This is a genomic window from Bradyrhizobium sp. LA6.1, from assembly GCF_040547805.1.
GTDB lineage: Bacteria > Pseudomonadota > Alphaproteobacteria > Rhizobiales > Xanthobacteraceae > Bradyrhizobium > Bradyrhizobium barranii.
Genome location: NZ_JBEPQK010000008.1, coordinates 140,880 through 166,974, shown reverse-complemented (window position 1 = coordinate 166,974; position 26,095 = coordinate 140,880). Strand labels below are relative to the sequence as shown.

The window sequence follows — 26,095 nt, the reverse complement described above, 5'->3', positions numbered from 1 at the left end:
CATGGCCAAGACCGCCCTGCAATTTCGTCATAACGGCCGCGACGTCGCGATCTTCGTCGATGGCGGCACCAATCTGCTGGTCGCTCTGCGCGAACTGATCGGCGATATGACGCCGAAATTCGGCTGCGGCCAGGGCGGCTGTGGCACCTGCAGTGTGCTGATCGACGGCGAGTTGCACCTGTCATGCCTGACGCTAGCGGAAACCGTCGCCGGCCGATCGGTGGAGACGCTCGACGGCCTCAAGCAGGGCCCGAACCTGCATCCGCTCCAGCGCGCCTTCGCCGACAATTTTGCCGCCCAATGCGGCTATTGCACGCCGGGCATGCTGATGGCCGCAAAGGCGCTGCTCGATCGCAATCCGCAGCCTAGCCGCGCCGAGGTCGTCGAGGCGATCTCCGGCAACATCTGCCGCTGCACCGGCTACGAACCCATCATCGATGCCATCCTCGCCGCTTCGGGCGGCCGGGCCAGTGCCTAAAGGATCTTGTCATGCTGGAACTGCGCAAGGACATTTTCGCCGACGAGCGCGACGACAATCTCAATGAGATCGGCAAGGGCACTCAGCGCCAGGACATGCTCGGCCATGTCACGGGCACGTCGAGCTATTTCAACGACCACAAGCTTCAGGGCATGCTGCATCTGAAAGTGGTCCGCTCGACGCAGGCGCACGCGCGGTTGCGCCATATCGACACCACGGAAGCCGAACGCTCGCCCGGCGTACGTCGGATCATCCGCGGCGCCGACGTGCCGCGCAATCTCAACACGCTTCTCAGCCTCATCAACTTCGGCAAGGACGACGAGCCTACGCTGGCGGCGGACAAGGTCCGCTACAAGGGCGAGCCGGTCGTCGCCATCGTCGCGGACAGCGAGCGCGAGGCGTTCGAGGCGATCGCAAAGGTGCGGATCGACTACGAGCCGCTGCCGGTCGTGCTCGACGTCGAGGACGCGCTCAAGTCCGGGGCGCCCGTCGTCAACGAGACCTATCCGAAGAACGCCTTCATCTATCACGACGTCCATGATCACCAGAAGCTGCGCTTCGGTGATGCCGACGCCGCGCTCGCGACCGCCGACCACGTGCTCGAACAGCGCTACCAGATGTCTCCGATCGAGCACGCGCCGACCGAAACCAATGGCGCGATCGCCGCGCCCGACACCAATGGCCGCTACGTCGTCTACACCTCGACGCAGGCGCTGTTCTTCTCGGTCGACACCTGCGCCAAGATCCTGGACCTGCCATCCAACACCTTCCACTTCATCGGCGGCACGGTCGGCGGCGGCTTTGGCGGCAAGGTGGATACGCTGACCGAGCCACTCGCGATCCTGGGCGCGATGCTGACCGGGCGTCCCGTCCGCTACGTGTTCGGGCGCGAGGAGGAGATGCAGTACGGCCCGCCCCGCGGCGCCGAGCGCATCTACATCAAGGACGGCGTGATGCGCGATGGCCGCATCGTCGCGCGCAAGATCCGCGCCTATTTCGACAGCGGCGCCTATACGAGGCTTTCCAGCTACGCCGCAGTGAAATGCGCCGCGCATCTTCCCGGGCCCTACACTATCCCCAATGTCTATGGCGACGTCTATTGCGTCTTCACCAACCGGACGCCCGCGACGGCGATGCGCGGTTTCGGTGTCACCGCGATGGATTTTGCGATCGAGTGCCAGATGGACAAGCTGGCGAACCTCGTCGGCATGGACCCGATGGAGTTCCGGATCCTCAATGCCTATCGCGACGGCGACATGAAGGCGCATCGGCGCGAAGCCAAGAACACCGCGCTGATCGAATGCGTCCAGGTCGCCGCCGAGAAGGCGAAATGGCCGATCCGCGAGGAGTTCAAGCGAGCGTCGTCGCGCAAGGACGGCGGCGGCGGCCGCGCCGTGATCCCGCCGACACCCACGGATTCGCGCAGCCGGCCGGCCGCGCCGGCCCAGCAGCGCACCAGCTATGACCGGCTCCCGCCCACCGTCACCCGCGAACCACCGCGCGAGCCGCCGCCCGCTGCGCCGTCGCCACCTCCACCGCGGCCGGCCGCGCCCTCGCATGGCGCGCCCCGCTTCTCCTCCGTGTTCGGCACCAGGAGGCGCTGATGACCCGGCATCGCGGACGCGGCATGGCGTCGATCAACTATCCCATCGGCATGAATCTCGGCGGCGATCCCAGCCAGGCGTTGGTTCATTCCAACCCGAGCGGCAAGTTCACGGTGGCGCTGTCATCGATCGACCTCGGCCAGGGCATGAAGTCGGTGACGCGGCAGATCTGCGCGGAGACGCTGGGCGTTCCCGTCGAGGACGTCTATGTCGATACCGCGGATTCCGACACCGGTCCGCATTGCATGGGCTCATTCGCCTCGCGCGGCACCCATCGCGTCGGCAATGCCGTGATGGCCGCGGCTCGCGAGGCGCGCGGCGTGATGATGGAGGCGGCCGCCGAGGAGCTCGAGGTCAACGCCGCCGATCTCGAAACCGACGGCCGCGGCAACATTCACGTCAAGGGTGCGCCGCATCGCTCGATCTCGACCAAGGACGTCGCCATCGCCGCCCAGTTCAAGCAGGGCAAGACCATCTCCGGCCGCGGCATATTCCTCGTGCCTCTGTCCAACGTCGACCCCGAAACCGGCGAGATGTCGCCGGCGACCTGCTACGCCCATGCCTGTCTCGTGGCGGAGGTCGAGGTCGACGACGAGACCGGTGAAGTCGCGATGGTCCGCATGGACTCCGCCTATGAGCTCGGCCGCGCGCTCAATCCGCGCCTGGTCGAGCAGCAACTCGTCGGCGGCGCCTGGATGGGCATCAGCCACGCGCTCTACGAGACGACGGAGCCTCACTATCCCGACCCCGTTCACGGCCCCCGCGACTTCGTCGAATATCTGATGCCCGGCCCGGGCGACATTTGCCCGCACGATATCGCCGTGCTGGAGCGCCCCGCGCCAGATGGCCCGTTCGGCGCCAAAGGACCGGGCGAAATGTGCGCCAATCCCGTGCTGCCGGCGGTCGCGAATGCGATTTTCAACGCCGTCGGCGTACGGATCGACGATCTGCCGATTACGCCGGAAAAGGTGCTGCGCGCGATCAAGACCCAGGGCGGCGCGCGGCCACAGGCGCGACGCTGAGACTGGCCATGGCAGTCCGCAGCAACATCGTTGGCATCGACAGCCCCGAGGCGCTGGAAAAGGCGCTTCGGGCAGCCTATTACCTCGCCGATGAAGGGCTCGCGACCGCGGCCTATCTCGGCCTTGCCCTCGGCAAACCGCTCCTGCTCGAAGGCGCCCCCGGCGTCGGCAAGACCGAGGCCGCGAAAGCCATCGCCGCCGTCCTTGGCCGCCGCCTCATTCGCCTGCAATGCTACGAGGGCATCGACGCCTCGGCCGCGCTCTACGAGTGGAACTATCCACGCCAGATGCTCGCGATCCGCCAGGCTGGCGACGAGAGCATCGACATCTATGGCGAGACGTTTCTGATAGAGCGGCCGATGCTGGCGACGCTTCGCGCGCCCGACTCCACCGTGCTGCTGATCGATGAAATCGACCGCGCCGACCAGGAGTTTGAGGCGTTCCTGCTCGAATTTCTCTCAGACTTCCAGATTTCGATCCCCGAACGCGGCACAGTGCGCGCGGCCGAACGTCCTGTCGTCGTGCTGACATCGAATCGAACGCGCGACCTGCACGAGGCTCTGCGCCGCCGCTGTGTCTACCACTGGATCGACTATCCCACCGAAGAGCGGGAGGCGCGTATCGTGATGCTGCGGGCCTCCAGCGTCGCCGAGGCGACCGCGCGGGCCGTCGTCGCGGCCGTCGGCAAATTGCGCCGCGAGCCGCTCAGCAAGGCACCAGGCATCGCGGAAGCCGTCGACTGGGCTGAAGCGGCGACGCTCCTTCACAAGGGCGGTGCGCGCTGGCCCGACGCCTTCAAGCGCTCGATCGGCGTGGCGCTGAAGGACGAGGAAGACCTGCACTTCATCTCGCCACGGCTCGACGTCATGCTCGCGGAGGCAACCGCATGAGCACCGAGCCGGAGCTTCCGCGCGCTGCCCGCATCTTCGTCTCCTTCGTCGCGCTGCTGCGCGCCAACGGCTTTGCCGTCGCGCCCGAGCAGACCACCTCCTATCTCGCCGCGATCGAGCTGCTCGGGCCGCGCGACCTCAACGACATCAGGCAATCGGCGCTGGCCACGCTCGCCCCGCCACCCGAGCGCCGCACGACCTTCGACCGGCTGTTCGACCTGCACTTCCGCGGCAGCGAAGCCATCGAACATGTCGATGACGGCGACGACGACGAAACTGTCCGGCTCCAGGAAGAGGGCCGCGGCGAACAGGATCCCCTGTTCTCCGACGACGCCAACGAATCTGGCCTCGCCGCGACGCGCGCCGAGGCGCTGGTGGAGCGCCGCTTCGCCCAGCTCTCCGCCACTGACGCGCTCCGCCGCCTGGCGCGCGAGGCCCCGCGGCGCCTGCCGCAGCGTCGCGGCCACCGGCGCATGCGCGCCCGCCGCGGGCCGTTTGCCGACCTACGCCGAACCTTGCGCGACAGCGTGCGGAGCGACGGCGAGATCCTGCGGCTCGGGCACCTGAAGCGGCGCCCGCGCCGACGAAAACTCCTGCTGCTGATTGACGTCTCCGGCTCGATGAAGACGCGCACCGAGGAGAACATGAAGCTCGCGCATACGCTGGTGCAGGCCGCGCCCAATGTCGAGGTCTTCACCTTCGGCACGCGGCTGACCCGCGTCACCCGCCCATTGCGCCTCAAGCGTCGCGAGCAGGCGCTGAGCGCGGCGGCGCACCTCGTCAGCGACTGGGATGGCGGCACCCGCATCGGCGACGCGCTGCAAGCCTTCCTCGCGGTGCCGCGGTTCGGCGGTTACGCGCGAGGCGCGGCCGTCATCGTCGTGTCGGACGGGCTGGAGCGCGGCGAAGTCGATGCGTTGCGCGACGCGGTCGCAAAGCTGTCGCGGCGCGCCTGGCGCGTGAGCTGGCTGACGCCGCTCGCGACGGGCCCGGACTTCCGCCCGCAGACCGAGGCGCTGGTGGCCATCCAGCGCTTCGTCGATGATCTCGTGGATGGCGGTTCAAGCGCGTCGATTGTCGCGCACATTCTGACGTTGGGACGGAGGAGAGCGGCGTGAGCGACATTGTCGACGGCCATCATCACATCTGGCGGCAGGCCGACCTGCCCTGGCTGACCGGCCCGATGCAGCCGCGGATCTTTGGACCCTACGAGCCGATCCGTCGCGATTATCCGATCCGGGAATATCTCGACGACCTCAAGGGCACCGGCGTCACCCGTTCGGTCTATGTCCAGACCAACTGGGCCAACGACCGTTTCGAGGACGAGGCAGCCTGGGTCCAACAGACTGCCGACGAGCACGGCTGGCCGCATGCCATCGTCGCCTACGCCGATTTCGCCGTCGACGACGTGCGCCCGCAACTCGATCGCCTGAAGCGCTACCCGCTCGTGCGCGGCGTGCGCATGCAGCTGCACTGGCACGACAATCCGCTCTATCGCTTCGCGGCCAAGCCCGATCTCTGCGTCGATCCCATGGTCCGCCGCAACATCGCACGCCTGGCCGACTACGGTTGGAGCTTTGACCTCCAGGTCTTCACGCCGCAGATGCCGGACGCGGCGCAACTCGCCGAGTCTTGCCCCAGGGTGACCTTCATCCTCCAGCATGCCGGCATGCTGGAAGACCTCTCGCCGGCGGGCCGGGCCGCCTGGCGCGCCGGGATGGCCCGGCTCGCGGTCTGTCCGAACGTGGTCTCGAAACTCTCCGGGCTCGGCACCTTCATCCATCGCAACGATCCCGCGCACATTGCGGCCGTCCTGACCGATACCGTCGCGATTTTCGGCGCGGAGCGCTGCCTGTTTGGCTCCAATTTTCCGATCGAGAAATTGTGGACCAGCTATCGGGAGCTCGTCGGCGCCTTTCGTGCCGCGGCCACGAAGCTGACGACCCAGCAGCAGGATGCAATCTTCAGGACGACGGCAACGCGCGTCTACCGGCTTTGACAGACAAGAACAGAACAGGGAGGGAAACGAATGGCGCTGGAGATCAAGATCCTGGACTATGGCGATATCGAGCTGGAATCGAGCTTTCTGGTCCTCGGCCGCGACTGCGGCCGCACACGCCGCGTCCTCACGCTCGGCTTTTTGATCCTCGGCGGCAAATATCCGGTCGTGGTCGATACCGGTTACCGCTCCAACCAGATCATGGAAACGCTCGGGATGCGCGGCCTGCAATACCACGAGCACATGATCGAGAACCAGCTCGCCCGCCACGGCGTGCGCATGGGCGACGTCCGCTTCGTCTGCCACACCCATCTGCACATCGACCACGCCGGCAAGGACGATCTGTTTCCGATGAATACGACCGTCGTCCTCAACCGGAAAGAACTCGAATATTCCGTTTCCGGCTTGATGCACCCGCAATATCCGGCGCCCGACATCAAGCATCTCATCGACCGGCTGCACACCAAGAGTGCGCTGCGCTTCCTCGACCTCGAGATCACAGGTCCTATCGAGCTGATGCCCGGCGTCTATTGCGATGCGGCCAATGCACATACCGAGGGATCGATGAACGTCATCGTCGAGACTGCCGACGGGATCGCGACGATCTGCGGCGACGTGATCTACGACTTCAACGACCAAATCGTCACGCCATTCAACGAGATCCACGACTGGGAGCCGCGGACGACGGGAAACCACGGCACCAGCAAGCGGGCCGAGAAGGCGTCGATCAAGAAGCTCCTGAGCAATTCGCGCTATCTGCTGCCGGTGCACGACAGGCCGGCCAAGATCGAGGGCGGCATGGTCGTCGGACGGCTGCACGACCAGGTCCCCGGCCCGATCGTGCAGTCGCTGCCTGCGCGCAACTGGTTCCCTGCCTGACGTGACCTGAGGATATCGACCGATGACGCACGTCACCTTGCGCTCCGAATTCGAGAACCTGATCGACCCCTACGCGCCGGTCGCACAGGTCGGAACGGGTTTTGACTTCACGGAGGGGCCGATCTGGCATCCGGTCGATCACTATCTCCTGTTCTCGGACATGCCGGGCGACGTGCGGCGGCGCTGGGATGCGCGGCGCGGCGTCGCGGAGGTCAAGCGCCCGTCGAACAAGTGCAATGGCATGACCTATGATGCCGAGCTCAATCTGATCGTCTGCGAGCACGCGACCTCGTCGCTGATCCGTGAGCGGCCGGACGGGCGGCGCGAGGTGCTGGCCTCGCACTTCCAGGGACAGGAGCTCAACAGCCCCAACGACGTCTGCGTGCACTCCTCCGGCGCCATCTATTTCTCCGATCCCTGGTATGGTCGCATGCCGGTCTATGGTGTCGAGCGGCCGCGCCAGCTCGGCTTCCAGGGCGTCTATCGCGTCACGCCCGGCAGCGAGCCCAAGCTCGTGGTGGACCGCAATTTGTTCGACCAGCCGAACGGGCTGTGCTTCTCGCCCGACGAGAAACTGCTCTATGTCAACGACACCGTGCAGGCTCTGATCCGCGTATTCGACGTCAACGGCGACGGCTCGTTGTCGAACGCGCGTGTGTTCGCGAGCAGCATCCGCTCCGAGCTGGAGCCGGGCCTGCCCGACGGCATGAAGTGCGACCAGCATGGCAATGTCTGGGTCACCGCGCCCGGCGGCGTCTGGGTCTATTCACCGCGCGGCGAGCTCCTGGGGAAGGTCCGCGTGCCTGAGCTCGTCGCCAACCTTGCCTGGGGTGGCCCGGACTTCCGCACGCTCTATCTGACGTCGACGCATTCGGTCTATGCCATCCCGACCAAGGCCGGGCCGCGCCACGAGCCCTATATGAGCGGCAAACGCGGCAGCGGCGGCGCAAGTGCCGGCCCCGCGGCTGCCACACCCATCCTCGCCGATGGCGAGATGCGGCTCGATCCAAGCCGCTGCGCCATGATCATTCAGGATCTTCAGAACGACGTCATCATGGATGGCGGCGCGTTCGCCGAGTCAGGCGCACCGGGTCATGCGAAGCAACAGCATGTGGTCGAGAACGTCCGGCGCCTGGCGGAGACAGCTCGCGCGCGCGGCGTCGCCATCATCCATGTCTGGTTCGTGGTCGAGCCCGGCGCACCCGGCGTGACGCTGAACGCACCGCTATTCGAGGGTCTCGTCGACAGCAAGGCGATGGTGCGCGGCAGCTGGGGCGCCGCCCCGGTCTCCGGCCTCGAGCCGCGGCCCGGCGATTTCGTCGTCGAGAAGATGCGGATGAGTGCCTGGGAAGGCACCCGGCTGGAGACGATCCTGAAAGCCACCGGCCGCGACATGATCATCAACACCGGCGCATGGACCAACATGTCGGTCGAGCACACCGCACGCACCGGCGCCGACAAGGGCTATTTCATGATCGTGCCGGAAGACTGCTGCTCGACCATGAATGCCGACTGGCACTCCGCCTCGATCAACTTTGCCATGCAGAACGTCGCCGTCGTCACCCGGGCGGACGCCGTCATCAGAGCGCTGGGATGAGTGGTGGCAAAGCTTTTGCACCTCTCCTGCTCGCCCCGTGCCGACTCCGAGTCGAGCGCCGGCGCGCGCGTCTTTCTTGACGGATTTCGGCAGGCTCGTCCGGACTGGGATATCGACGTCGTGGATCTCTGGCGCGAGCGGCTGCCGGAATTCGCAGGTCCCATCGTCGAGGCCAAATATGCGCGCATGAAGGCGCAGCCCTTCAACGACGCGCAACGGGACAGCTTTGCCGAGGCCGAGCGGATGGCGCTGCGGTTTTCACTGGCCGATCGGGTGCTGATCTCGACGCCGATGTGGAACTTCAGCATTCCCTACAAGCTCAAGCAATGGTTCGACGTCATCGTCCAGCCCGGGCTCACCTTTCGGTTCGATCCCTCCCTGGGATATCTCCCGCTGCTGACGGACCGGCCGACCGCGGTGATTCTCGCCAGTGGCAGCGATTTCGCCACCGGAATGAACCGCGGGCGCATCGACATGGCAACGCCTTACCTGCGGGAAATCTTGCGCTTTATCGGCATCAGCAATGTCCGTTTCGTGCCGATCGGGCCAACCACCGGGCCGCAACAGCCCATCGAGGCGGCCCGCGAAAGAGCCCATCTGCAGCTCGCCGCAATGGCAGCGAACTTCTGAGCACCGTTGAGGCCGCTGCGGCGCTTCGCGATATCTATCGAGGCAAGCTGCGCATCACCCGCGAACCCTAATCACGGCAGGTTGTCCCGCAGAAAAATATCGATGCGGATGCGCTCCTGGTCGGGGCTGATCAGCTCACCCGAACAATGGGCGAGCAGAACTCGCGCCGCAGACCGCGCCTCGTGACCGGGATCCTGATTGATGACGGCATCGAGCGTGCCGCGGACCAGGAAACGCCGCGTGTACTGGGTCAGCTCGTGCGTGATCCAGACCACTTCGCGCGCGCGGCCCAAGGCCTCCAGCGCATTGGCGATGCCGCGGTTCCCGGCGCCGCAGCAGTAGATGCCGCGGAGATCGGCGTGGCGCGCCAGCAGCGTGGCCGTGAGCTCCCGCGTGCGCTCGCTGTCGTCGCGGCCTTCGATCACCGGCAGCGCGAGCAGGTTCGGATACTCGCTGGACAGGATCTGGTGGAACCCGAACTGCCGCTCGGTGTGATCGCGCAACGATAGCGATCCCGCGATCACGGCAACCTTCCCCTCGCGGCCGGCGAGGAAACGCCCCATCAGCGTTGCCGCAGTTCGCCCCGCGGCCGGGTTGTCGATACCGACATAATGCAGCCGCCGCGAGCTCGGCGCGTCCGATACAAGGGTCACCACGGCGACTCCGCGCGCGGCAAGCTCGTCGATCGCGGCGCGCACCCTGGGATGGTCGAGCGCGATGACGGCGACGCCCTGATAGGCCGGCGACAGGTTTTCCAGCGCACCGGCGAGCACATCCGGATCGAACACGTCGACATGGAGGATATCGATGAAGCCGCGGTGGCCGGCGAGCCAGTCCGCGGTGCGTTGGACCTGCTCGGCCAGGTTGGTCATGAAGCTGTTGCTGCCGCTCGGCAGCACGAAGGCGAAGCGGAACGTTTGCCCGCGGGCGAGCCGCGCGGCCGCGACGTCGCCCCGATAGCCGAGTTTTGCCACCGCGGCCTCGACACGTGCGACGGTCTTGGCACGCACGCCCTCGCGCCGGTTGACGACGCGGTCGACGGTTGCGAGCGAAACGCCCGCCGCACGCGCGACGTCCTCCAGCGTGGCGCGAACGGCCGGCTGCGTCGCACCGGCTGTCATTCGCGCGCGGCCCACAGCATGCCGCGGGTCATCAACGTTCGGATCTCCGGTACGTCGAGCTCATAAGCGCGGTGGCCGAGCGAGGAGTAGAACACCCTGCCCGCGCCGTATCGCTTCTTCCAGACCACCGGCATCACCACGCCGTCGATCCAGGGCGCGTGATCGCTGGTGAAGGTCGTCGTCGCCAGCACCTCGTTGGCGGGGTCGACATGCATGTAGTACTGCTCGGACCGATGCTCGAAACTCTTCAGCCCCTTCATGATGGGGTCATCCGGCTTCGTCAAGTCGACCTTGTAGTCGATGATGTTGCCGGGATGCGCGACCCACTGCCCGCCGCACAGGAACTGGTAGTCGACGGACTCGCGGAACGCATCGCACATGCCTCCATGATGCCCGGCCAGCCCGACGCCGCCACGCACCGCCGCGCAGAGATTGAGCGCTTCCGCCTTCTCGATCTTCGACATGGTATAGATCGGGATGATCAGCGACAGATCGTGGATCGCGGGATCGGCGAACGCCGCCGTCGTGGTCTCGACCCGAACCTCGAAGCCTTCCGCCTTCAGCCAGCCGCGGATCATCGAGGCGCAGAGATCGGGATCGTGTCCCGGCCAGCCCCCCCATACAATCATTGCCTTGCGCATGGTCATTCCCTCAGTCGATCTGTCCGGTTTCACGTCCGGCCGGCAGCATTGCCGGCCGCTCGACGCAGCTGCCGATCTTGACGCGGCGTCCTTCGTCGGCGGAGGTCTGGAACGCCTCCATCACCTCGAGCACATGGAAAGCGAGCGCGCCGCTGGCGCGATGCGGGCGGTTGTTCAGGATCGCGGAGGCCATGTCGGCGACACCGATGGAACGAAACTCGCCATCGACATGACCGTGGGTCAGCGGCACCGGCTCCCATTCACCGCCAGTCTTCGCGATCTGCACCTCGCCGCCGAACCGGTTCGGGTCCGGCACCAACATGCTGCCCTTGTCGCCATAGATCTCGATCGGCGCGTGCCGGTGCTTCGGTACGTCGAAGCTCATCGCGATCGAGACGACCGCCCCGTTCTCGAATTCGAGCGTGCCGGCGACATGGGTCGAAACCTCGACCGGGATCAGGGTGCCGTTCATCGGCTGGCTGGTGACCAACCGCTCGGATTTCGGGCGCGCGGTCGAGCCCATCACGCTCGCGACCGGGCCAAGCAGCTGCACGAGATCCGTGATGTAATACGGCCCCATGTCGAGCATCGGCCCTCCGCCGCGAAGGTAATAGAAGCCCGGCGACGGGTGCCAGCGCTCATGGCCGGGACAGCCAAAGAAGACGCTGCCCGCGACCGGCGTGCCTATCGCGCCATCGTCGATCAGCTTGCGCGCGGTCTGGTGCCCACCGCCAAGGAACGTATCGGGCGCGCAGCCGACGCGAAGGCCCTTCTGCGCGGCGAGATCCATCACCTTGTGGGCTTCTGCGACGTCGATGCCGAGCGGCTTCTCGGAATGAACGTGCTTGCCGGCGTTCAGCACCGCGAGGCTGACGTCGGTATGGGCGAGCGGGACCGTGAGATTGATGACGATCTCGACATCCTCTCGCTTGAGCAGTTGATCGACCCGCATCGCCGGCAGCCCGAAGGCGGCGCCCTGCCGCTCTGCAGCATCGCTGCGCATATCGGCGAGCGCCTTGATTTCCATGACCGGAAAGCGCTGAGCCGCCTTCAGATAGGCGGTGCTGATATTGCCGCAGCCGATGATTCCGATGCCGACTTTTCTCATTGTGATCTCCGTAAGGTATCGTTCATCCCTTGACCGCGCCTGCGGTGAGGCCGGCGACGATGTGTTTCTGCGCCAGAAGAAAAAGAATGATGGTGGGCAGGATGGTCAGCGTGATGAAGGCCAGGATCAGGTGCCATTCGGACGAATACTCGCCCTGATAAACCATGATGCCGAGGGGCCAGGGATAGAGCGCATCGGTGTTGAGCATCACCAGCGGCAACAGATAGGCATTCCAGCTGTTGACGAAGGTGATGGTCCCGACGGTCGCCAGGATCGGTCGCGACAACGGCAGCGTCACATAGCGGAAGAATTTGATGTAGCTGCAGCCGTCGACCAGCGCGGCCTCGAGCAGTTCATAGGGAATGTCCTTGAAGAAGCGCCGCAGCAGCAGCACGCTCATCGCGAGGCTGAAGGCCACCTGCGGCAGCGCCACGCCAAAATAGGTATCGAGCAGCCCGAGATCGCGCACCTTGATGAACAGCGGCAGCACCGCGGTCGCCGCCGGAAACAGCAGGCCGAGCGTCAGGTAGCTCAGCAGCATCGATGAGCCGTAGAACCTGACATGGGCGAAGGTGAACGCCGCCATCGAGGCGACGATCAGGGTCAGGGTCACCGTGAGCGTCGAGATGATCAGCGAGTTGCGCAAGAGCTGCCAGTAGCGCGCGGAGAACAGGATGTCGGCATAATTCTGCCACTCCCAGTGACGTGGCAGGCCGAACGGATTGACGCGCAATTCGCCGAGCGATTTGAAGCCGCCGAGCAAGGTCGCGAGCAGCGGCACCAGCACGAAGACGGCAACGACGGCGAGGAACACCGCCTTGAACAGCACGGCAGGATCGAACGGCGTACGATTGGTCTCGGTGCTACTCATCACGCATGAACCATCGCTTGTACGTGAAGGCAAAGGTCACGCAGATCGTGAACAGAATGACACCGATGGCGCTGCCATAGCCGACCCGCATGCGGGAGATGCCGTTGTTGTAGAGGAAGCTCACCAGCGTGTTCGAGGAGTCCGCAGGCCCCCCACGCGTCAGCGGCATGACGAGGTCGAACAGCTGCAGCGAGCCGACGATGGCGAAGAACACCGAGAGGCGAATCGTCGGATAGAGCAAGGGGATGACCACGTGTCGCAGGGCTTGCGAACGCGTCGCGCCGTCGATGCGCGCGGCTTCGATCAGGCTCTTGTCGAGGCCCTGGAGCGCCGCGATGAACAGCATCATGTGGAAACCGAAGTACTTCCAGACGACGACGATCAGCACGGCCAGCATTGCCGTATCGGTCGAGGCCAGCAGATGCGGGGGCTCGGCGCCGAAGGTACGCCAGATCGAGGCGACAAGGCCGTAATCGCCGTCGTAGACGAAGCTGAAGATCAGCCCGGTCGCGATCTCGGCCAGGATATAAGGCATGAAGAACAGCATGCGCAGAGCCACCGCCCCGCGAAAGCGTTCGGCGAGCATCAAGGCCAGCGTGAGCGCAAGCGGCAGCTGGATGGCGAGCGAAACAGCGATGATCAGCCCGTTGTTGCGCAGCGCAAGCCAGAAGGCGCGTGTCTCCAACACGAAACGGTAGTTGTCGAAGCCGATCCAGTTGGTCGGCCTGCCGAACCCGTTCCAGTTGAAGGCCGAGTACCAGGCCGCCTCGCCGATCGGCAGCACCACGAACAGCGTGAACAACAGCAGCGCCGGCGGCAGGAACAGGATCAGGACCGTAAGCCTGCCGTCCCAGCTCGGGCCGCGCTCGGCGACCTGCGGGAGCTCACCGGCAACGTCCATCGCCGACACGCTCGCGGCCCGGCGTGCCACCGTCAGTTACCCTGCTTCCACGCCGCCTCGATCGCCTTGGCCGCGTCTTGCGGGCTCATGCTGCCGCCGGCGATCTCGGCGGTGACGTCGTTGACGACGCGGCCAACCGAGGGGCCGAGGCTCTGGTCATAGAAGTTCTGGTGGTAGTTCGACTTCGCCAGATTGGCCGCGATCAGCTTCATGAAGGCGTTGTTGAGACCGGCATCCGCTCCCTGAACCACCGGGATGATGAAGTTGCCCGCTGCAAGCCGCGTCTGCACGTCCCTGGAGACGAAGTATTTCAGGAAATCGACGGCCTCCTTCGGCGAGCCCTTCGTGATCAGCCAGCCGGTGATGCCGCCAAGCGTATCGGTTGGCACGCCCTTGCCGCCGGCCACGACCGGGAAGTCGAACCAGCAGATCTTGTCTTCGCTCAATCCGACCTTGTCGGCGGCAAGCGCACGCTGCAGATGATAGACGGTCGAGATCGCGAGCGTCATCGCCGCCTTGCCATCGCCGAAATAGCCGACCGCCTGCGGATTCTTGAAGCCGAGGAAGCCATTCTGGAACGGCTGGAGATCGACGAGTTGCTTGAACAGCTCGCCGGATTTCCGGAAGGTCTCCCCCGCGAAGCCGCCGTCCTCGCCGCGCAGCGCCGCATCGAACGCCGGCTTGCCGCCGACGCGCACCGCAAGATGCGTCCAATAGAAGTGCAGCGGCCATTTGTCGGCCCCGCCGACCACGATCGGGGTCACGCCGGCGGCTTTCAACGTTTTCACCGCTGCAAGCAGGTCGTCCCAGCTCTTGATCCCTGCGGGATCGACCTTCGCCTTCGCCATCAGCTCCTTGTTGCAGAGGAAGCCGACCTGCGACAGCGCGGTCGGAAGACCGTAAACGCGGCCGTTGGCCGTGAAGGCGGCGAGCGCTGCCGGCGTGAGGCTGTCGCTGTACCCCTTCACCTGATCGGTGATGTCGTCGAGGACGCCGGCCTCGATCTGCGTCTTCAGGACGCCGCCGGCCCAGCTGTAGATGATGTTCGGCCGGTCCTTGGATTGCAGGATGGTCGGCAGCTTGGCCTTGTAGGCCTCGTTCTCGAGGAACTGCATCTCGATCTTGGTGCCGGGATGCGACGCCTCATAGGCGCGCGCAACCTCCTCCCAGATCTTCACCTGGGCCGGATTGGCTTCGATGTGCAACCACTTGACGGTCGTGTCGGCCGCGGCGGAGTTGGCCCAAAGCAGGTATGCGGCGGCGGCGAGTCCCAGCTTCCCGAGCAGTCTCATCACATTCCTCCCAACCGGCTCTTATTCTTTGGCTGCAATCCTGCCTTCGAATTTTGAGGTACGCAACTAAAATTCTGATCTATGCACCTCACGCGGGGAATGGCTAAGGTTGGCGGGACAACTGGGCGGCGCCTCGCACCGCCGCAACGCAACTTGAGAGGTGCCCATGGCCGCCGTTTATTCCGACCTTGCCGGCAAGGTCGTTCTCGTCACCGGTGGCGCATCGGGGATTGGGGCTGCGATCGTGCGGCGCTTCGCGCAGCAGAAATCCAATGTCGTGTTCTTCGATATCAAGGCCGACGAGGGCGAACGCCTCGCACGCGAGCTGTCGGATCAGGGTCTGGCTGCGCATTTCCAGCGCGTCGACCTGACTGACATCGCCGCGTTGCGCGCCGGCGTCGCCGAGGCGCGCAAGGCACACGGCGCGATCAATATCCTCGTCAACAATGCCGCACATGACGAACGGCACAACACCGAGGAGATGACGCCGGAATACTGGGACGACCGCATCGCGGTGAACCTGAAGCACCAGTTCTTCGCCGCCCAAGCCGTGCTGCCGGACATGAAGGCGGCGAATGCCGGCGCCATCATCAATTTCGGCTCGGTGTCGTGGATGGCCGGTCAAGGCGGCATGGCCGCGTACACGGCCAGCAAGTCGGGCGTGGTCGGTCTGACGCGCTCCCTCGCGCGCGATTACGGCCCCTACAACATCCGCGTGAACGCGATCGCGCCGGGCTGGATCATGACCGAGCGCCAGCTCGAGAAATGGATGACGCCGGCGGGCGAGATCGAACTGCAGCAGCGACAGTGCCTGAAGCGCCGGCTGGTACCGGACGAGGTCGCGAAATTCACCCTGTTCCTCGCGTCCGACGAGGCCTCCGCCTGCACCGCTCAGCACTACGTCGTGGATGGCGGCTGGGTGTGAGATGCTTTGAGGGTCGTCGGCGGGACCAGAGCTCGAACCTGGTCCCCCCGCTGACTAAGATTCAGCTGGTGACTCCGTCCAGTTGTTTGCACAAGCCGAGGTCGCGAAGCCTATTGGAAAAGATGCCAATGGCACTTTCAACCATATCGCACCGATAGCGATAGTTCAGCCGTGTTGCTGCGTGGCGTTCGGACCTGCGTTGGCGACGGCCTCGCGTATCATTCCGGCGACCAGCTTCGGCGCGGTGATCGGCGATGCATGATCGACTTTCTCGGAGCGAACCTGCGCACCCATCCGTCGTGCCAGGAATAGCTGTGTCGCCGGATTGATCATTCGATCCTCCTCGGCGACCAGGTACCACGACGGCTTTGCCTTCCATGCCGCTTTCGGAGCCTTTTCCTGGATTGCCGCGACGGCAATGGGACGCTGGATCGCAGCAAGGAGCGCAGCCTGCTCAGGTCGGGCATGCTGGCACCAGGCCGCGCCAAACCGGTCGTTCGGCATCCAGAGGAAACCATGACTGTCGGGGGTGAGTTTCGGTGCCTCCGGCGACGGCTTGTCGCGATAGAATATTTGCGCGACTGTTTCGCCTTCGTCGGGACAGAGAGCCGAAATGAAGACCAGCGACCGCACTCTGTCCTGAATGACCGCACCTATCACGGCGCCAGCATAGGCATGCGCGACAAGGACAACCGGTCCGTCGGTCCGCTCCAGCGCTCGTTCAAGCGCCGCGACATCATCTGATAGCGATGTGAGCGGAATCGGCGCTGCCATCGTCTTCAGTCCCTCGGACTGCAGCAGCGTGATGACGTGCGCCCAGCTTGAACCGTCGGCCCAGGCGCCGTGGACGAGAACGACGGTGGCGTCCGTCCCCGCGGTTTCCGATCTTCTGCTGACGTCGCGGGCGACCTTCTTGCTCGCTCGGGGATCTGCAACCGCCGGCGCGATCACGCCGAATTGTGCTGCAGCTACTGTCGTTGCCGCAGCACCAACGAAACGCCGGCGATCGTGGTTGATTTCGTCGGACATGGATCCTCCATTGCTCTGGCGGCTTGCGTTGACGCACCTCCGCTTACCCTGACCTCCCGCTATTCGGCGACGCGACCAAATTGGTTACAGGCGGAGGATCATTCCAACGATCACTTCCCGACTGCTCCCCGCCTCTGCCCCATCGCGCCAGCGGGATGACCGAAATCATCAGCACGAACGGTTCAGTGACGCTAATCCTGCGAAAGCGCGCTTCCACGCAGGTGCTAACATGTCTCACCGCGTCGTCATTGAGGGGGCGTTTGCCAGGAGCGTCGCGCGAACCTCGAAGGACCTCAGGGATGACAGAAAAGACAAAGATCGAGCGCCGCACTTTCGTCCAGGTGATGACCGCTGCATCGAGCGCCGCTCTATCACTGGCGCTTCTACCGCGACGCGCGGCCGGCCAATCCCCAAACAATTCCACCTCGAACGCTTCCGATCTCTTCGAGACAAAGGAGATCAAGACCGATGACAACACCATTTTCATCAGGCGCTACGGGAGCGGATCCCCACTGCTCATGGTCCATGGATTTCCGCGAACCAGCCTGATGTGGCGTCATGTCGCGCCGCATCTCGCCGGCAATCGCACGGTCATCTGCGTCGATCTTCGTGGATATGGCCGCAGCGGCGTTCCCGCCTCTGCGGAGGATCACTATCCCTATACAAAGCGGGCGATGGCGAATGAGCTCGTCGCCGTGATGGATAAGCTTGGCTTTTCCAAATTCGATCTGGTTGGACACGATCGCGGCGGTCGCGTTTCCTACCGCCTTGCGCTCGATCACCCGGAGAAGGTGCCGCGTCTCGCAGTGTTTGACGTGCTGCCGATCTCGGAAGCCTGGGGCCACGCCGACGCAAAGTTCGCCATGACCTACTGGCCATGGAGCCTCCTCTCGCAGAAGGCACCGCTTCCCGAAAAATACCTGATCGGTGCGCCGGACGCGGTATTCGACAATCCCTTCGGCCAGGGCTCATTCGGCCCCGAAGTGAAAGCGGAATACATCGAAACCTATCGCGATCCGGCTCGGGTGCATGCGATCTGCGAAGAGTACCGCGCGGCCGCAACCCTGGATATCGAGCATGACAAGGCGGACCAGAAGGAAGGCCGGCGCATCAAGTGCCCTATGCTGCACCTGTGGGCCTCTGGCGGGCCACTCGATACATTCTACGCGCAGAATGGCGGCGCATTGGGAATTTGGAAGAAGTGGGCCGACAACGTACAAGGTCGGGCCGTCAAGGGCGGTCACTTCTTTCCCGAGGAAAACCCGACCGACACCACGGAGCTTCTAACCAAATTCCTGTCGGCTTGAACGGCGGCTGCACCTCCGCGGCGATGTCGTCCTCGCCAATGACGACGAATGTTCAACGTTGTGAAACTGGTCTTTGAGCCGACGCCCGCGCAGATTTCGACCAAGCTGGCCACAGCAGGCGATGGCCGGCGAACGAACCATCCTCGCCGGCCCAGCTTTTGTTCAGCCGATCTCCCGCCGGACCATGGCCGCCGCATCGCACATCGCCTTCAGTTTTCCGAACGCGGTTGCGCGCGGCATGTACTTCATGCCGCAATCGGGCGCCGGGACCAGGCGGTCCGGCGAGACGTACTTCAGGCCGTTGCGGATACGGGCGGCCACAGTGTCGACGCTCTCGATCGCGGGATCCGCGAGGTCGAGCACGCCGAGCATGATCTTCTTCGACGACAGGTCCTTGAGCACGCCGAGGTCGAGCTTCGGCTGCGCGGCCTCGATCGAGATCTGGTCGGCAATGGTGTCGTCAAGCTCGGCTAGGAAGGAATAGCCGGCCGGCTTGTTCGAGCCCAGCACGACCGCGGCATAGCCGAAGCAGAGATGCACGACGGTCGGCACCGTGATGCCCTGCAGCGCGCGGTTGATCGCCTTGACGGCGTAGCGCTTGGCAAGATCCGGATTGTTGCGCACCCAGGGCTCGTCGAGCTGGATCACATCCGCGCCTGCCTTCTGCAGATCGAGCGCCTCGGCATTGACGGCCTCGGCCAGGGCCATCGCGAGTTCCTCCTCGTCTTTGTAGAACTCGTTCCTGGCCTGCTGGCTCATGGTGAACGGGCCCGGCAACGTGATCTTCGCGGCGCGATCGGTGTTCTTGCGCAGGAACTGCATGTCGTGCAGCTCGACCGGTCCCTTGCGCTTCACGGGACCAACGACTCGCGGCACCGGGGTCTGGGTGTTGCCGGTGCGCGCCACGATCATCGCGGGATTGTCCCCGTCGATGCCATCGAGCGCAGTGGCGAAGCGGTTGGAGTAGCTCTCGCGGCGGATTTCGCCATCGGTCACGATGTCGATGCCGGCGCGCTCCATGTCGCGGATCGCGACGATGGTCGCATCGTCCTGCGCCTCCTCCAGATGCTCTGCCGGCAACCGCCACATGTCGTGCAGGCGGGTGCGCGGCACCACCTTCGACAGCATCGCGCGATTCACCAGCCATTCCGGCTGCGGGTAGCTGCCGACCACCGTGGTCGGCAGGATATGCGTTGGCATGGGCATGGGATTCTCCTTCTTATTGTTATAGAGCGCGGCTCTCAGGCCGCGCGCGTCGCCGTGGCCGATCCCTCGTCCTTGACGGGGTTGCGCAGGATGCCGATGCCGGAGATCTCGATCTCCACGACGTCGCCGCCCTTCATCCACAGCGGCGGCGTGCGATAGGCGCCGACGCCGCCGGTCGTGCCTGTGACGATGACATCGCCGGGCGCAAGCTCGGTGAACGTCGAGCAGTAAGCAATCAAGGCCTGCACGTCGAAAACGAGATCGGAGATCGGGGCCTTCTGCACCTCGACACCGTTGAGCCGGGTGATCAGCGTCTGCTTGGTCACGTCGGTCAATTCGTCGGTCGTGACCATCCAGGGCCCGAAGCCGCCGGTGCCGGCAAAATTCTTGCCCGGCGCGAATTGCGAGGTGTGGCGCTGCCAGTCACGGATGCTGCCGTCATTGTAGCAGGCATAGCCGGCGACATGGTTCAGCGCAGCCTCGCGCGAGATGCGGCGGCCAGCCTTGCCGATGATGACGGCCATCTCGCCCTCATAATCGAAACGTTCGGATTCCAGCGGCCGGATCATCGGCTGGCCATGGCCGACCTGGCTGTTGGCGAAGCGGGTGAAGATCATTGGATGCGCCGGCGTCGGATGGCCGCTCTCGGCCAGATGCGTGGCGTAGTTGACGCCGATGCAGAAGATCTTGTCGGGATCGGGTACCGTCGGCAGCAGCGCGACGTCCTGCAGCGCATAGTCAGGCTTCTCGCCGGACAGCTTCTTCAATTCGTCAAGCGATCCCTTCGCAAGCAGCGCCTTCAGCGTCGGATAGGCCTTGAGGCGCTTGCCGGCATCGATGACGCCCTTGTCGGTGACGATGCCATAGCTCGCGGTGCCGGCGATCGTGAAGCTTGCAACTTTCATCAGTCAAACACTCTCTTCGATGGAGGAAACATAGTCGTTGATCGGAAGCGCGATCGCGCCGTTGCGGATCGGAACGCATTGCGGCGGGAAATCTTGACGGAAGCGAGCGCCGGCCGCTTCGGCGCGGTCGAGGAAGCGCTCGAGATGATCCATCGCGCCGGTCGGGAGATCGTGCAGCACCATCAACGTCCAGGGCTGCCGGCTGCACTGGTCGAGCGCGCGCTCGGTCCAGCCGTCAGGGTCGTCCCAGTCGCGCGGGATCGCATTCCAGAGCACGCAGCTGTGCTTGTTACGGGTGAGGTAGTCCACGACGGAGGGTTTCAACAGCCGCGCATCGAGATTGCCGCCGCCACCGAACGGCCGGAACCAGCGCTGGGGATGCGCGAGATCGGAGATCGCAGACTGCGTGCGGCCGATTTCGTTCTCTGCCGTCTCGCGATCCGCCTGCTCACCGAGCGGAACGGTGTGCGTAAACGTGTGATTGCCGATCCAGTGCCCCTCCCCGTGCGCACGCACCGCAAGGCCGCGCCGCGCGGGGTCAGCGAGCTTCTCGCCGATGACGAAGAAGGTGGTCTTGATGCCGCGCTCGGCGAGAATGTCGAGCACACGCGGCGTCACACCCGGATCGGGGCCGTTGTCGAATGTCAGGGTCAGATCGTACACGCCAGTACCTCAGGTCGCCGGCTGCATCGCGCGCGACGCGATCTCGTCATTGGCCTGACCGGCCCGCGTGCCGGTCTGCCAGATCGCCGCCTTGCGCTCGATCCAGCGGATCGCAGCGTTGAAGGCGATGGCGAGGAACAGCACGAGCAGCACGCCCGCGAACACGTGCGGACTGTCGAGGATCGTGCGGTAGCGCGAGATCAGATAGCCGATGCCGGCCGATGAGATCAGCATCTCCGAGACGACGACGCCGACGATGACCAGCGCGCCGCCGACGCGCAGGCCCGACAGCACGGTCGGGATCGCGGCGGGGATGATGACTCGCACCAGCCGCTGGCTCAGCGTGGCGCCCATGCTGCGTGCCGCGAGCAAGAGCTGCGGATCGATGGTCTGGATGCCGGCGGCGGTGGCGAGCATTGTCGGCAGGAAGCCATAGATCGAGGCAAACGCGATCTTGGACTCCGAGCCGATGCCGAGCCACACCGTGAAAACAGGATAAAGGATCACGAGCGGCACCGCATACAGGCTCGACACCATCGGCATGATCAGGACGCGCGGACGCGGCAGGCTGCCGACGATGGCGCCGAGCAGGATGCCGCCGCCGCAGGCGAATGCCATGGAGACCACGACCTCATAGAGCGTCACCGCGAGCGCATGACCGTATTCCGCGGCATCGGTCCATCCGGCGATCAGCGTCGATGACAGTGACGGCAGGAACAGCTCGGGAATGAGACCGGTGCGCGGCAGCAACTCCCACAGCGCAATCAGGCCGATCACGATCAGGTATCGCAGCGTCTTCGCACTCATTCTGGCGCTCATATCCGCCTCACGCCGATTTGCGGATGTGCCGCCAGATGCGGTCGCGCAGCGCACCAAAGGCGTCGCCGCTCAGCATCTCGTAGGTGCGGGGCCGTGGCAGCTGGACCTGGAGATGGTCGACGATGCGGCCGGGCCGCGCCGACATCACGATCACCTCGTCGGCTAGATAGACGGCCTCGGTGAGGCTGTGCGTGACGAAAACGACCGTCTTGCCGGTCGCAGCCCAGATCCGCAGCAACTCGTCGCCCATGGTCATGCGCGTCTGCTCGTCGAGGGCGGCGAACGGCTCGTCCATCAGCAGCACCGGCGGGTCCTGCACCAGCCCGCGCGCGATCGAGACGCGCTGCTTCATGCCGCCGGAGAGTTCGTGGGGATGACGCCTGCCGAAGCCGTCGAGGCAGACCAGCTTGAGCGCATCCTGCGCCTTGGCGCGGCGCTCGGCCTTGGGCACGCCCCGCAGCGCCAGCGGAAACTCGACATTGTCCTCCGCGGTCAGCCACGGGAACAAGCTCGCTTCCTGGAACACCACGCCGACCCTGTCGGGGTCTGGCTGCAGGATCGGCGCGCCGCTGATGGTGATCGTGCCGGAGGTCTGCTGGCGCAGTCCCGCCATCATCATCAAAAGGGTCGACTTGCCGCAGCCGCTCGGGCCGACCAGCACGACGAAACGGCCGGGCTTGACCTCGAGCGAGACGTCCTCCAGCGCGACGACGTCCTGCGACCGGGTCTTGAAGACCTGGCCGACATTCTTGACCTCGATCGCGCCAGCGCGCGCGGCGGGCTTCAACGGGGTCACGTTCGCCAATGGCTGCATCGCGTTTCCATCCATCTGACAAGTTCGTTGAAGGTCATGGCGATCGCGGCGACCATCACGACGCCGGCGAGGAGCTGCTTCATCTGGAAGTTCTCGCCCCAGGTCGCGATCTGGTGACCGATGCCGTCGCGCGAGGCGTACATCTCCGCCAAAATCACGCCGGTGAGGTTGAAGATCATGGAGATCCGCAACGCCTCCAGCAGGACCGGCAGCATGCTCGGCAGATAAACCCGGAACGCCGTCTGCCATGGCGTTGCGCCATAGGAGCGCGCCACCGTCAAATGCTCGACCTTGACCGATTCCACCGCCGTCGTGGTCGACATGATCACGATGAAGATCGTGGAGAAGAAGCCGAAGCCGACCTTCTGGGCAAAGCCGACGCCGAACACCAGGATGAACATCGGCAGGAAGATCGACTTCGGGATGCTGAAGGCGAAGAACAAAAGCGGCTTGGCCACGTCCGCAAAGTAACGGTTCTCCGCGACCAGGAAGCCGATCACCGCACCGAAGGGCACGGCCAGCGCGAACGCGGCCAGCACCTCGGTCGCGGTCACCATCAGATCCTTCCGCACCGCCGCGCGCTGCAGCAGATCGCCGAGCGTCACGAAGGTATCGGACGCCGATGGCAGCAGTCGCGGATTGACGATGCCGGTGCGCGACAGCACCTCCCACAGCGCCAGGACCGCGATGATGATCGCGATCCGCGCAAGGTTGATGACGAACGTGCTTTGCATCGTGACTACTTGGTCGGAACCGGCTTGAACTTGGCCGAGATCACATCCTCGACCGGCACGATGTCCTTGAGCCCGCCGAGCTTGGCGAGATCGAGCGACAGCTGCACGGCCGCATTGACGTTGGCCGCGCCCATGTCGCCGCTGGTCTCGAGCTTCATAATGGTGTTGTCGTACTCAAGGCCCGCGATCTCCGGCGGCATTTCATAGAGCTCGGCAATCAGCTTGACCGTGACGTCGCGGTTGGCCCGCATGAACGCGACCGCGCCGTAGAGGGCGTTCACCGCCTTCTGCACCATCTGGGGCTTGGCCTCGGCGAATTTGTCGAGCACGATCCAGCCCGCAGTGAGGTTCGGCGGGACCGCGGTCGCGTAATCGAGGATGGTCTTGGCCTCGCCGGACTTCGAGATCTGGAAGCTCAGCGGCGAATAGACCACGGCCGCCTCGACATTGCCGGCCAGCAGGTTCGGCACCAGGCCACCGCCGCCGACGGGAACGCGCGTAAAATCGATCTTCTTGTCCTGGATGGTCCACAGCGCGAGCAGGTCGGATCCGGAGCCGGCCGCGGTGATCGCCACCTTCTTGCCGTTGAGGTCCTTGACGTCGAGCGTCGACTTGGTCGGGACCATCAATTGCCAGCCGAAATTGCCCATCGCGGCATTGGCGACGATCCGCGACATCACGCCCTTCTTGCGTCCGGCGGAGACCAGCGACGGCGGATCGAGAATGATGTCGGCCGCGCCCGCAGCCATGCCCTCGAACGTCTCCGCGCCGCTGCGGTAGATCGTCAACTCGGCCTGAATGCCTTCCTTCTCGAACAGTTTCTGCCGCACCGCCGTCTCGGCAATCGTCGTCGGCCAATAGGTTTTCGTCGGCAGGCCGACGCGGATGGTGTCGGCGGCGCTCGCAGGGCCCACCAGAATTGCGGCGGCGATCAGCGACATCAGCGCGTGATTGATCTTCATTATTGGCTTCCTCCCGGTCTCTGTTTTTTGTGTGCCGGATTTTTCCGGATCGTCAGGTCGTACGGCTCACCTCCGCAATGCGAGAGGCGGCGAGCTCGACGAATTCTTTGGTGGTACCGAAGTGCTTTGACAAGGCGCGAACTGCCGCATCCGCATCGCGCCTGATCACGGCGGCGACGATCGCCTTGTGTTCGGCTTCGACGTTGCGCGGCTTGCCACCGGCCTCTCGCCGGATCGAGAGGCGGCGATATCGCTCGCTCTGCTCGTGCAGCACGTCGCGGAAGCCGAGCAGCCATGGCGAGCCGCACGCGTTGACCAGCGCACGATGGAAGATGCGGTGACGGATCACCCACTCCTCGTAGTGCACGGTCGGATCGTCGGGATAACGATGGGGAACGGCCTTCAAATCCGCCCAGGCGGATTTCACCGATGCGAGCCAGGCCTCATCGCCCCGCTCGATCGAGCGACGGAGCGCAAGCCCCTCGATGTCGATCCGGGTCTGCGTCACGTCGGCAAGATCGGCGAGCGACACCGGGCTCACGCGAAAGCCACGCTGGTCCGACGCCTGCACGAGCCCGTCCGCGACAAGTCGCGACAGCGCCTCGCGCACGGCGGCGAGGCTCACGGAAAACTGCTTGGCGAGCCCCGCGATATGCAGCTTCTGGCCCGGCGGCAGCCGCGTCGCCAGGATGTCGGCGCGCAAACGTTCGTGCAGCGCTGACGTCAGGCTGCGCGGACCATCCCCGGGGCTTCCGGACAACTGGAACTGAAGCGGACCCATGGTCGGATGATTGCAAGGCGGCGGCCGCCGGTCAACAGAAAATCGAAAATCGATTTTTTATAACCTAGGTTACGCGACGCCTTGCCGAACGTCCTGGGAATGCGCGGCCCTGGATGGCGCCACGTCGAGACGAACCGCTACACCCTTCAAATCCGGGCCTGGCGCCGGGTAGAGCTTCATGACGAGCGGATCATGGCCGGGAACGATATGGTCCGCGTCCGGCGCCGCGGCTCGCAGCTTGTCAAAGCCCACCAGCATGTCACCGACATGAAATGCCGTCGTGAACGGACGCTCGCTCGTCATGTTCTCGTAGAAATGACTGACGTCGGAGGCGAGCACGACCGGGCCGCGGCGCGTGTTGACGCGAACGAACTGAAGACCGGCAGAATGCCCGCCAGCCGCATGAACCGTCAGTCCGGGCGCGATCTCGGCGTCGCCGTCGTAGAACAGCACCCGGCGCGCATAGTTCAGCCGCACGATCCCGCAGACGTCCTCGACCTCGAAGGAATGCGACAGCTTCGGATACTGCATATAGCGCCCGGTGGCGTAGGCGAGTTCGCGCTCCTGGAGATGAAACCGCGCATTCGGAAACCGGTCGAAATTGCCGGCGTGATCGTAGTGCAGATGCGTGAGGATCACATCCTTGACGTCGGCCACGTCGATGTCGAACGCGGCAAGCGTCTCCACCGGGCAGCGCAGGAATGTTCGCCTGCGCTGCTTTGCGATTTCGGCGTTGAACCCGGTGTCGACGACGAAGGTGCGGCCGCCTCCCCTCGCCAGCCACATGAAATAGTCCATCGGCATCGGCCCGTCATGCGGGTCGCCGCCGATGAAGTGCTCGCTCCGCTGGGCATCCCGCGTTGCATAGCGGATGGCGAAGAGCTCGTATTCCGGGTCAGCCATGAGAGCTTCCAATC

27 protein-coding genes are annotated in these 26,095 nt (G+C 64.7%); 11 read left to right on the top strand and 16 right to left on the bottom strand.

Annotation, left to right across the window (positions count from 1 at the left end; all coding sequences use genetic code 11):
* Position 1: 1 nt before the first annotated feature.
* Genes ABIB99_RS21695 through ABIB99_RS21655 form a run of 9 tightly spaced genes read left to right on the top strand, consistent with a single transcriptional unit; the run spans position 2 to position 9,099 of the window.
* Complete coding sequence (locus ABIB99_RS21695; RefSeq protein WP_038941740.1) at positions 2-478, top strand: (2Fe-2S)-binding protein; 477 nt, start codon at positions 2-4, stop codon at positions 476-478.
* An 11-nt stretch (positions 479-489) separates the two neighbouring features.
* Positions 490-2,082 (top strand): xanthine dehydrogenase family protein molybdopterin-binding subunit, encoded by a 1,593-nt coding sequence (locus ABIB99_RS21690; protein ID WP_354177510.1) that lies wholly within the window; start codon positions 490-492, stop codon positions 2,080-2,082.
* On the top strand, positions 2,082-3,104 hold the full coding sequence (locus ABIB99_RS21685) for a xanthine dehydrogenase family protein molybdopterin-binding subunit (RefSeq protein ID WP_014496431.1): 1,023 nt from the start codon (positions 2,082-2,084) through the stop codon (positions 3,102-3,104). The genes ABIB99_RS21690 and ABIB99_RS21685 overlap by 1 nt, the downstream gene beginning before the upstream one ends.
* Positions 3,105-3,112: 8 nt before the next feature.
* Entirely contained in the window at positions 3,113-3,994 is an 882-nt protein-coding gene (locus tag ABIB99_RS21680; protein ID WP_071915377.1) for an AAA family ATPase, read from the top strand.
* Positions 3,991-5,112 carry a vWA domain-containing protein gene (locus tag ABIB99_RS21675; protein WP_354177509.1) on the top strand — a complete coding sequence of 374 codons (1,122 nt, stop codon included), beginning with the start codon at positions 3,991-3,993 and terminating at the stop codon, positions 5,110-5,112. Before ABIB99_RS21680 ends, ABIB99_RS21675 begins: the two co-directional genes overlap by 4 nt.
* Complete coding sequence (locus ABIB99_RS21670; RefSeq protein WP_354177508.1) at positions 5,109-5,993, top strand: amidohydrolase family protein; 885 nt, start codon at positions 5,109-5,111, stop codon at positions 5,991-5,993. The genes ABIB99_RS21675 and ABIB99_RS21670 overlap by 4 nt, the downstream gene beginning before the upstream one ends.
* Positions 5,994-6,023: 30 nt before the next feature.
* Positions 6,024-6,872: an N-acyl homoserine lactonase family protein gene (locus ABIB99_RS21665; protein WP_028147221.1), complete on the top strand. Its 849-nt coding sequence runs from the start codon at positions 6,024-6,026 to the stop codon at positions 6,870-6,872.
* 22 nt (positions 6,873-6,894) lie between these two features.
* A complete protein-coding gene (locus ABIB99_RS21660; protein ID WP_354177507.1) occupies positions 6,895-8,469 on the top strand; it encodes an isochorismatase family protein in 1,575 nt (524 codons plus the stop codon).
* Between the two features lie 3 nt (positions 8,470-8,472).
* Positions 8,473-9,099, top strand: coding sequence for an FMN-dependent NADH-azoreductase (locus ABIB99_RS21655; RefSeq protein ID WP_354177506.1), 627 nt, complete (start codon positions 8,473-8,475; stop codon positions 9,097-9,099).
* A gap of 71 nt (positions 9,100-9,170) precedes the next feature.
* Here the strand turns inward: ABIB99_RS21655 and ABIB99_RS21650 are convergent, their stop codons facing one another.
* From ABIB99_RS21650 to ABIB99_RS21625, 6 genes are read right to left on the bottom strand one after another with little or no spacing between them, the layout of a single operon-like run.
* Positions 9,171-10,220 carry a LacI family DNA-binding transcriptional regulator gene (locus tag ABIB99_RS21650; protein WP_354177505.1) on the bottom strand — a complete coding sequence of 350 codons (1,050 nt, stop codon included), beginning with the start codon at positions 10,218-10,220 and terminating at the stop codon, positions 9,171-9,173.
* Positions 10,217-10,861: a ThuA domain-containing protein gene (locus ABIB99_RS21645; protein ID WP_354177504.1), complete on the bottom strand. Its 645-nt coding sequence runs from the start codon at positions 10,859-10,861 to the stop codon at positions 10,217-10,219. The genes ABIB99_RS21650 and ABIB99_RS21645 overlap by 4 nt, the downstream gene beginning before the upstream one ends.
* A 10-nt stretch (positions 10,862-10,871) precedes the next feature.
* On the bottom strand, positions 10,872-11,969 hold the full coding sequence (locus ABIB99_RS21640) for a Gfo/Idh/MocA family protein (RefSeq protein ID WP_354177503.1): 1,098 nt from the start codon (positions 11,967-11,969) through the stop codon (positions 10,872-10,874).
* 22 nt (positions 11,970-11,991) lie between these two features.
* The gene (locus ABIB99_RS21635; protein WP_085403202.1) at positions 11,992-12,840 is read right to left on the bottom strand and encodes a carbohydrate ABC transporter permease; all 849 of its coding nucleotides are present in this window, start codon (positions 12,838-12,840) and stop codon (positions 11,992-11,994) included.
* The gene (locus ABIB99_RS21630; RefSeq protein WP_071915383.1) at positions 12,833-13,771 is read right to left on the bottom strand and encodes a carbohydrate ABC transporter permease; all 939 of its coding nucleotides are present in this window, start codon (positions 13,769-13,771) and stop codon (positions 12,833-12,835) included. The genes ABIB99_RS21635 and ABIB99_RS21630 overlap by 8 nt, the downstream gene beginning before the upstream one ends.
* 2 nt (positions 13,772-13,773) lie before the next feature.
* The gene (locus ABIB99_RS21625; protein WP_354177502.1) at positions 13,774-15,033 is read right to left on the bottom strand and encodes an extracellular solute-binding protein; all 1,260 of its coding nucleotides are present in this window, start codon (positions 15,031-15,033) and stop codon (positions 13,774-13,776) included.
* A 166-nt stretch (positions 15,034-15,199) separates the two neighbouring features.
* Between ABIB99_RS21625 and ABIB99_RS21620 the strand changes: the two genes are divergently transcribed.
* Positions 15,200-15,958: an SDR family NAD(P)-dependent oxidoreductase gene (locus ABIB99_RS21620; protein ID WP_166097545.1), complete on the top strand. Its 759-nt coding sequence runs from the start codon at positions 15,200-15,202 to the stop codon at positions 15,956-15,958.
* A 165-nt stretch (positions 15,959-16,123) separates the two neighbouring features.
* Here ABIB99_RS21620 and ABIB99_RS21615 read toward each other — a convergent pair whose 3' ends face one another.
* Positions 16,124-16,987, bottom strand: a complete 864-nt coding sequence (locus ABIB99_RS21615) for an alpha/beta fold hydrolase (RefSeq protein ID WP_354177501.1) — start codon at positions 16,985-16,987, stop codon at positions 16,124-16,126.
* A 299-nt stretch (positions 16,988-17,286) separates the two neighbouring features.
* On the opposite strand from ABIB99_RS21615, the gene ABIB99_RS21610 reads away from it, so the two are divergent.
* A complete protein-coding gene (locus ABIB99_RS21610; protein WP_354177564.1) occupies positions 17,287-18,294 on the top strand; it encodes an alpha/beta fold hydrolase in 1,008 nt (335 codons plus the stop codon).
* A 162-nt stretch (positions 18,295-18,456) separates the two neighbouring features.
* Here the strand turns inward: ABIB99_RS21610 and ABIB99_RS21605 are convergent, their stop codons facing one another.
* From ABIB99_RS21605 to ABIB99_RS21565, 9 genes are all read right to left on the bottom strand, one after another.
* Positions 18,457-19,500, bottom strand: a complete 1,044-nt coding sequence (locus tag ABIB99_RS21605) for a 5-methyltetrahydropteroyltriglutamate--homocysteine methyltransferase (RefSeq protein ID WP_354177500.1) — start codon at positions 19,498-19,500, stop codon at positions 18,457-18,459.
* 35 nt (positions 19,501-19,535) lie between these two features.
* Positions 19,536-20,405, bottom strand: coding sequence for a fumarylacetoacetate hydrolase family protein (locus tag ABIB99_RS21600; RefSeq protein ID WP_354177499.1), 870 nt, complete (start codon positions 20,403-20,405; stop codon positions 19,536-19,538).
* A 3-nt stretch (positions 20,406-20,408) separates the two neighbouring features.
* The gene (locus tag ABIB99_RS21595) at positions 20,409-21,068 is read right to left on the bottom strand and encodes a polysaccharide deacetylase family protein (RefSeq protein ID WP_354177498.1); all 660 of its coding nucleotides are present in this window, start codon (positions 21,066-21,068) and stop codon (positions 20,409-20,411) included.
* 9 nt (positions 21,069-21,077) lie between these two features.
* The gene (locus ABIB99_RS21590; RefSeq protein ID WP_354177497.1) at positions 21,078-21,875 is read right to left on the bottom strand and encodes an ABC transporter permease; all 798 of its coding nucleotides are present in this window, start codon (positions 21,873-21,875) and stop codon (positions 21,078-21,080) included.
* Positions 21,876-21,894: 19 nt separating this feature from the next.
* Positions 21,895-22,701: an ABC transporter ATP-binding protein gene (locus ABIB99_RS21585; protein ID WP_354177496.1), complete on the bottom strand. Its 807-nt coding sequence runs from the start codon at positions 22,699-22,701 to the stop codon at positions 21,895-21,897.
* Positions 22,680-23,435, bottom strand: a complete 756-nt coding sequence (locus ABIB99_RS21580) for an ABC transporter permease (RefSeq protein WP_063984358.1) — start codon at positions 23,433-23,435, stop codon at positions 22,680-22,682. Before ABIB99_RS21580 ends, ABIB99_RS21585 begins: the two co-directional genes overlap by 22 nt.
* Before the next feature lie 5 nt (positions 23,436-23,440).
* Positions 23,441-24,397: an ABC transporter substrate-binding protein gene (locus ABIB99_RS21575; RefSeq protein WP_063984359.1), complete on the bottom strand. Its 957-nt coding sequence runs from the start codon at positions 24,395-24,397 to the stop codon at positions 23,441-23,443.
* 52 nt (positions 24,398-24,449) lie between these two features.
* A complete protein-coding gene (locus tag ABIB99_RS21570; RefSeq protein ID WP_071915391.1) occupies positions 24,450-25,178 on the bottom strand; it encodes a GntR family transcriptional regulator in 729 nt (242 codons plus the stop codon).
* Positions 25,179-25,247: 69 nt separating this feature from the next.
* Entirely contained in the window at positions 25,248-26,081 is an 834-nt protein-coding gene (locus tag ABIB99_RS21565; RefSeq protein WP_354177495.1) for an N-acyl homoserine lactonase family protein, read from the bottom strand.
* Positions 26,082-26,095: the final 14 nt, after the last annotated feature.

Coding starts and splice junctions, on each gene's coding strand:
- ABIB99_RS21695 (WP_038941740.1), top strand. CDS start 2: ATGGCCAAGACCGCCCTGCAATTTCGTCATAACGGCCGCGACGTCGCG.
- ABIB99_RS21690 (WP_354177510.1), top strand. CDS start 490: ATGCTGGAACTGCGCAAGGACATTTTCGCCGACGAGCGCGACGACAAT.
- ABIB99_RS21685 (WP_014496431.1), top strand. CDS start 2,082: ATGACCCGGCATCGCGGACGCGGCATGGCGTCGATCAACTATCCCATC.
- ABIB99_RS21680 (WP_071915377.1), top strand. CDS start 3,113: ATGGCAGTCCGCAGCAACATCGTTGGCATCGACAGCCCCGAGGCGCTG.
- ABIB99_RS21675 (WP_354177509.1), top strand. CDS start 3,991: ATGAGCACCGAGCCGGAGCTTCCGCGCGCTGCCCGCATCTTCGTCTCC.
- ABIB99_RS21665 (WP_028147221.1), top strand. CDS start 6,024: ATGGCGCTGGAGATCAAGATCCTGGACTATGGCGATATCGAGCTGGAA.
- ABIB99_RS21660 (WP_354177507.1), top strand. CDS start 6,895: ATGACGCACGTCACCTTGCGCTCCGAATTCGAGAACCTGATCGACCCC.
- ABIB99_RS21650 (WP_354177505.1), bottom strand. CDS start 10,220: ATGACAGCCGGTGCGACGCAGCCGGCCGTTCGCGCCACGCTGGAGGAC.
- ABIB99_RS21645 (WP_354177504.1), bottom strand. CDS start 10,861: ATGCGCAAGGCAATGATTGTATGGGGGGGCTGGCCGGGACACGATCCC.
- ABIB99_RS21640 (WP_354177503.1), bottom strand. CDS start 11,969: ATGAGAAAAGTCGGCATCGGAATCATCGGCTGCGGCAATATCAGCACC.
- ABIB99_RS21635 (WP_085403202.1), bottom strand. CDS start 12,840: ATGAGTAGCACCGAGACCAATCGTACGCCGTTCGATCCTGCCGTGCTG.
- ABIB99_RS21625 (WP_354177502.1), bottom strand. CDS start 15,033: ATGAGACTGCTCGGGAAGCTGGGACTCGCCGCCGCCGCATACCTGCTT.
- ABIB99_RS21620 (WP_166097545.1), top strand. CDS start 15,200: ATGGCCGCCGTTTATTCCGACCTTGCCGGCAAGGTCGTTCTCGTCACC.
- ABIB99_RS21615 (WP_354177501.1), bottom strand. CDS start 16,987: ATGTCCGACGAAATCAACCACGATCGCCGGCGTTTCGTTGGTGCTGCG.
- ABIB99_RS21610 (WP_354177564.1), top strand. CDS start 17,287: ATGACAGAAAAGACAAAGATCGAGCGCCGCACTTTCGTCCAGGTGATG.
- ABIB99_RS21605 (WP_354177500.1), bottom strand. CDS start 19,500: ATGCCCATGCCAACGCATATCCTGCCGACCACGGTGGTCGGCAGCTAC.
- ABIB99_RS21600 (WP_354177499.1), bottom strand. CDS start 20,405: ATGAAAGTTGCAAGCTTCACGATCGCCGGCACCGCGAGCTATGGCATC.
- ABIB99_RS21590 (WP_354177497.1), bottom strand. CDS start 21,875: ATGAGTGCGAAGACGCTGCGATACCTGATCGTGATCGGCCTGATTGCG.
- ABIB99_RS21585 (WP_354177496.1), bottom strand. CDS start 22,701: ATGCAGCCATTGGCGAACGTGACCCCGTTGAAGCCCGCCGCGCGCGCT.
- ABIB99_RS21580 (WP_063984358.1), bottom strand. CDS start 23,435: ATGCAAAGCACGTTCGTCATCAACCTTGCGCGGATCGCGATCATCATC.
- ABIB99_RS21575 (WP_063984359.1), bottom strand. CDS start 24,397: ATGAAGATCAATCACGCGCTGATGTCGCTGATCGCCGCCGCAATTCTG.
- ABIB99_RS21570 (WP_071915391.1), bottom strand. CDS start 25,178: ATGGGTCCGCTTCAGTTCCAGTTGTCCGGAAGCCCCGGGGATGGTCCG.
- ABIB99_RS21565 (WP_354177495.1), bottom strand. CDS start 26,081: ATGGCTGACCCGGAATACGAGCTCTTCGCCATCCGCTATGCAACGCGG.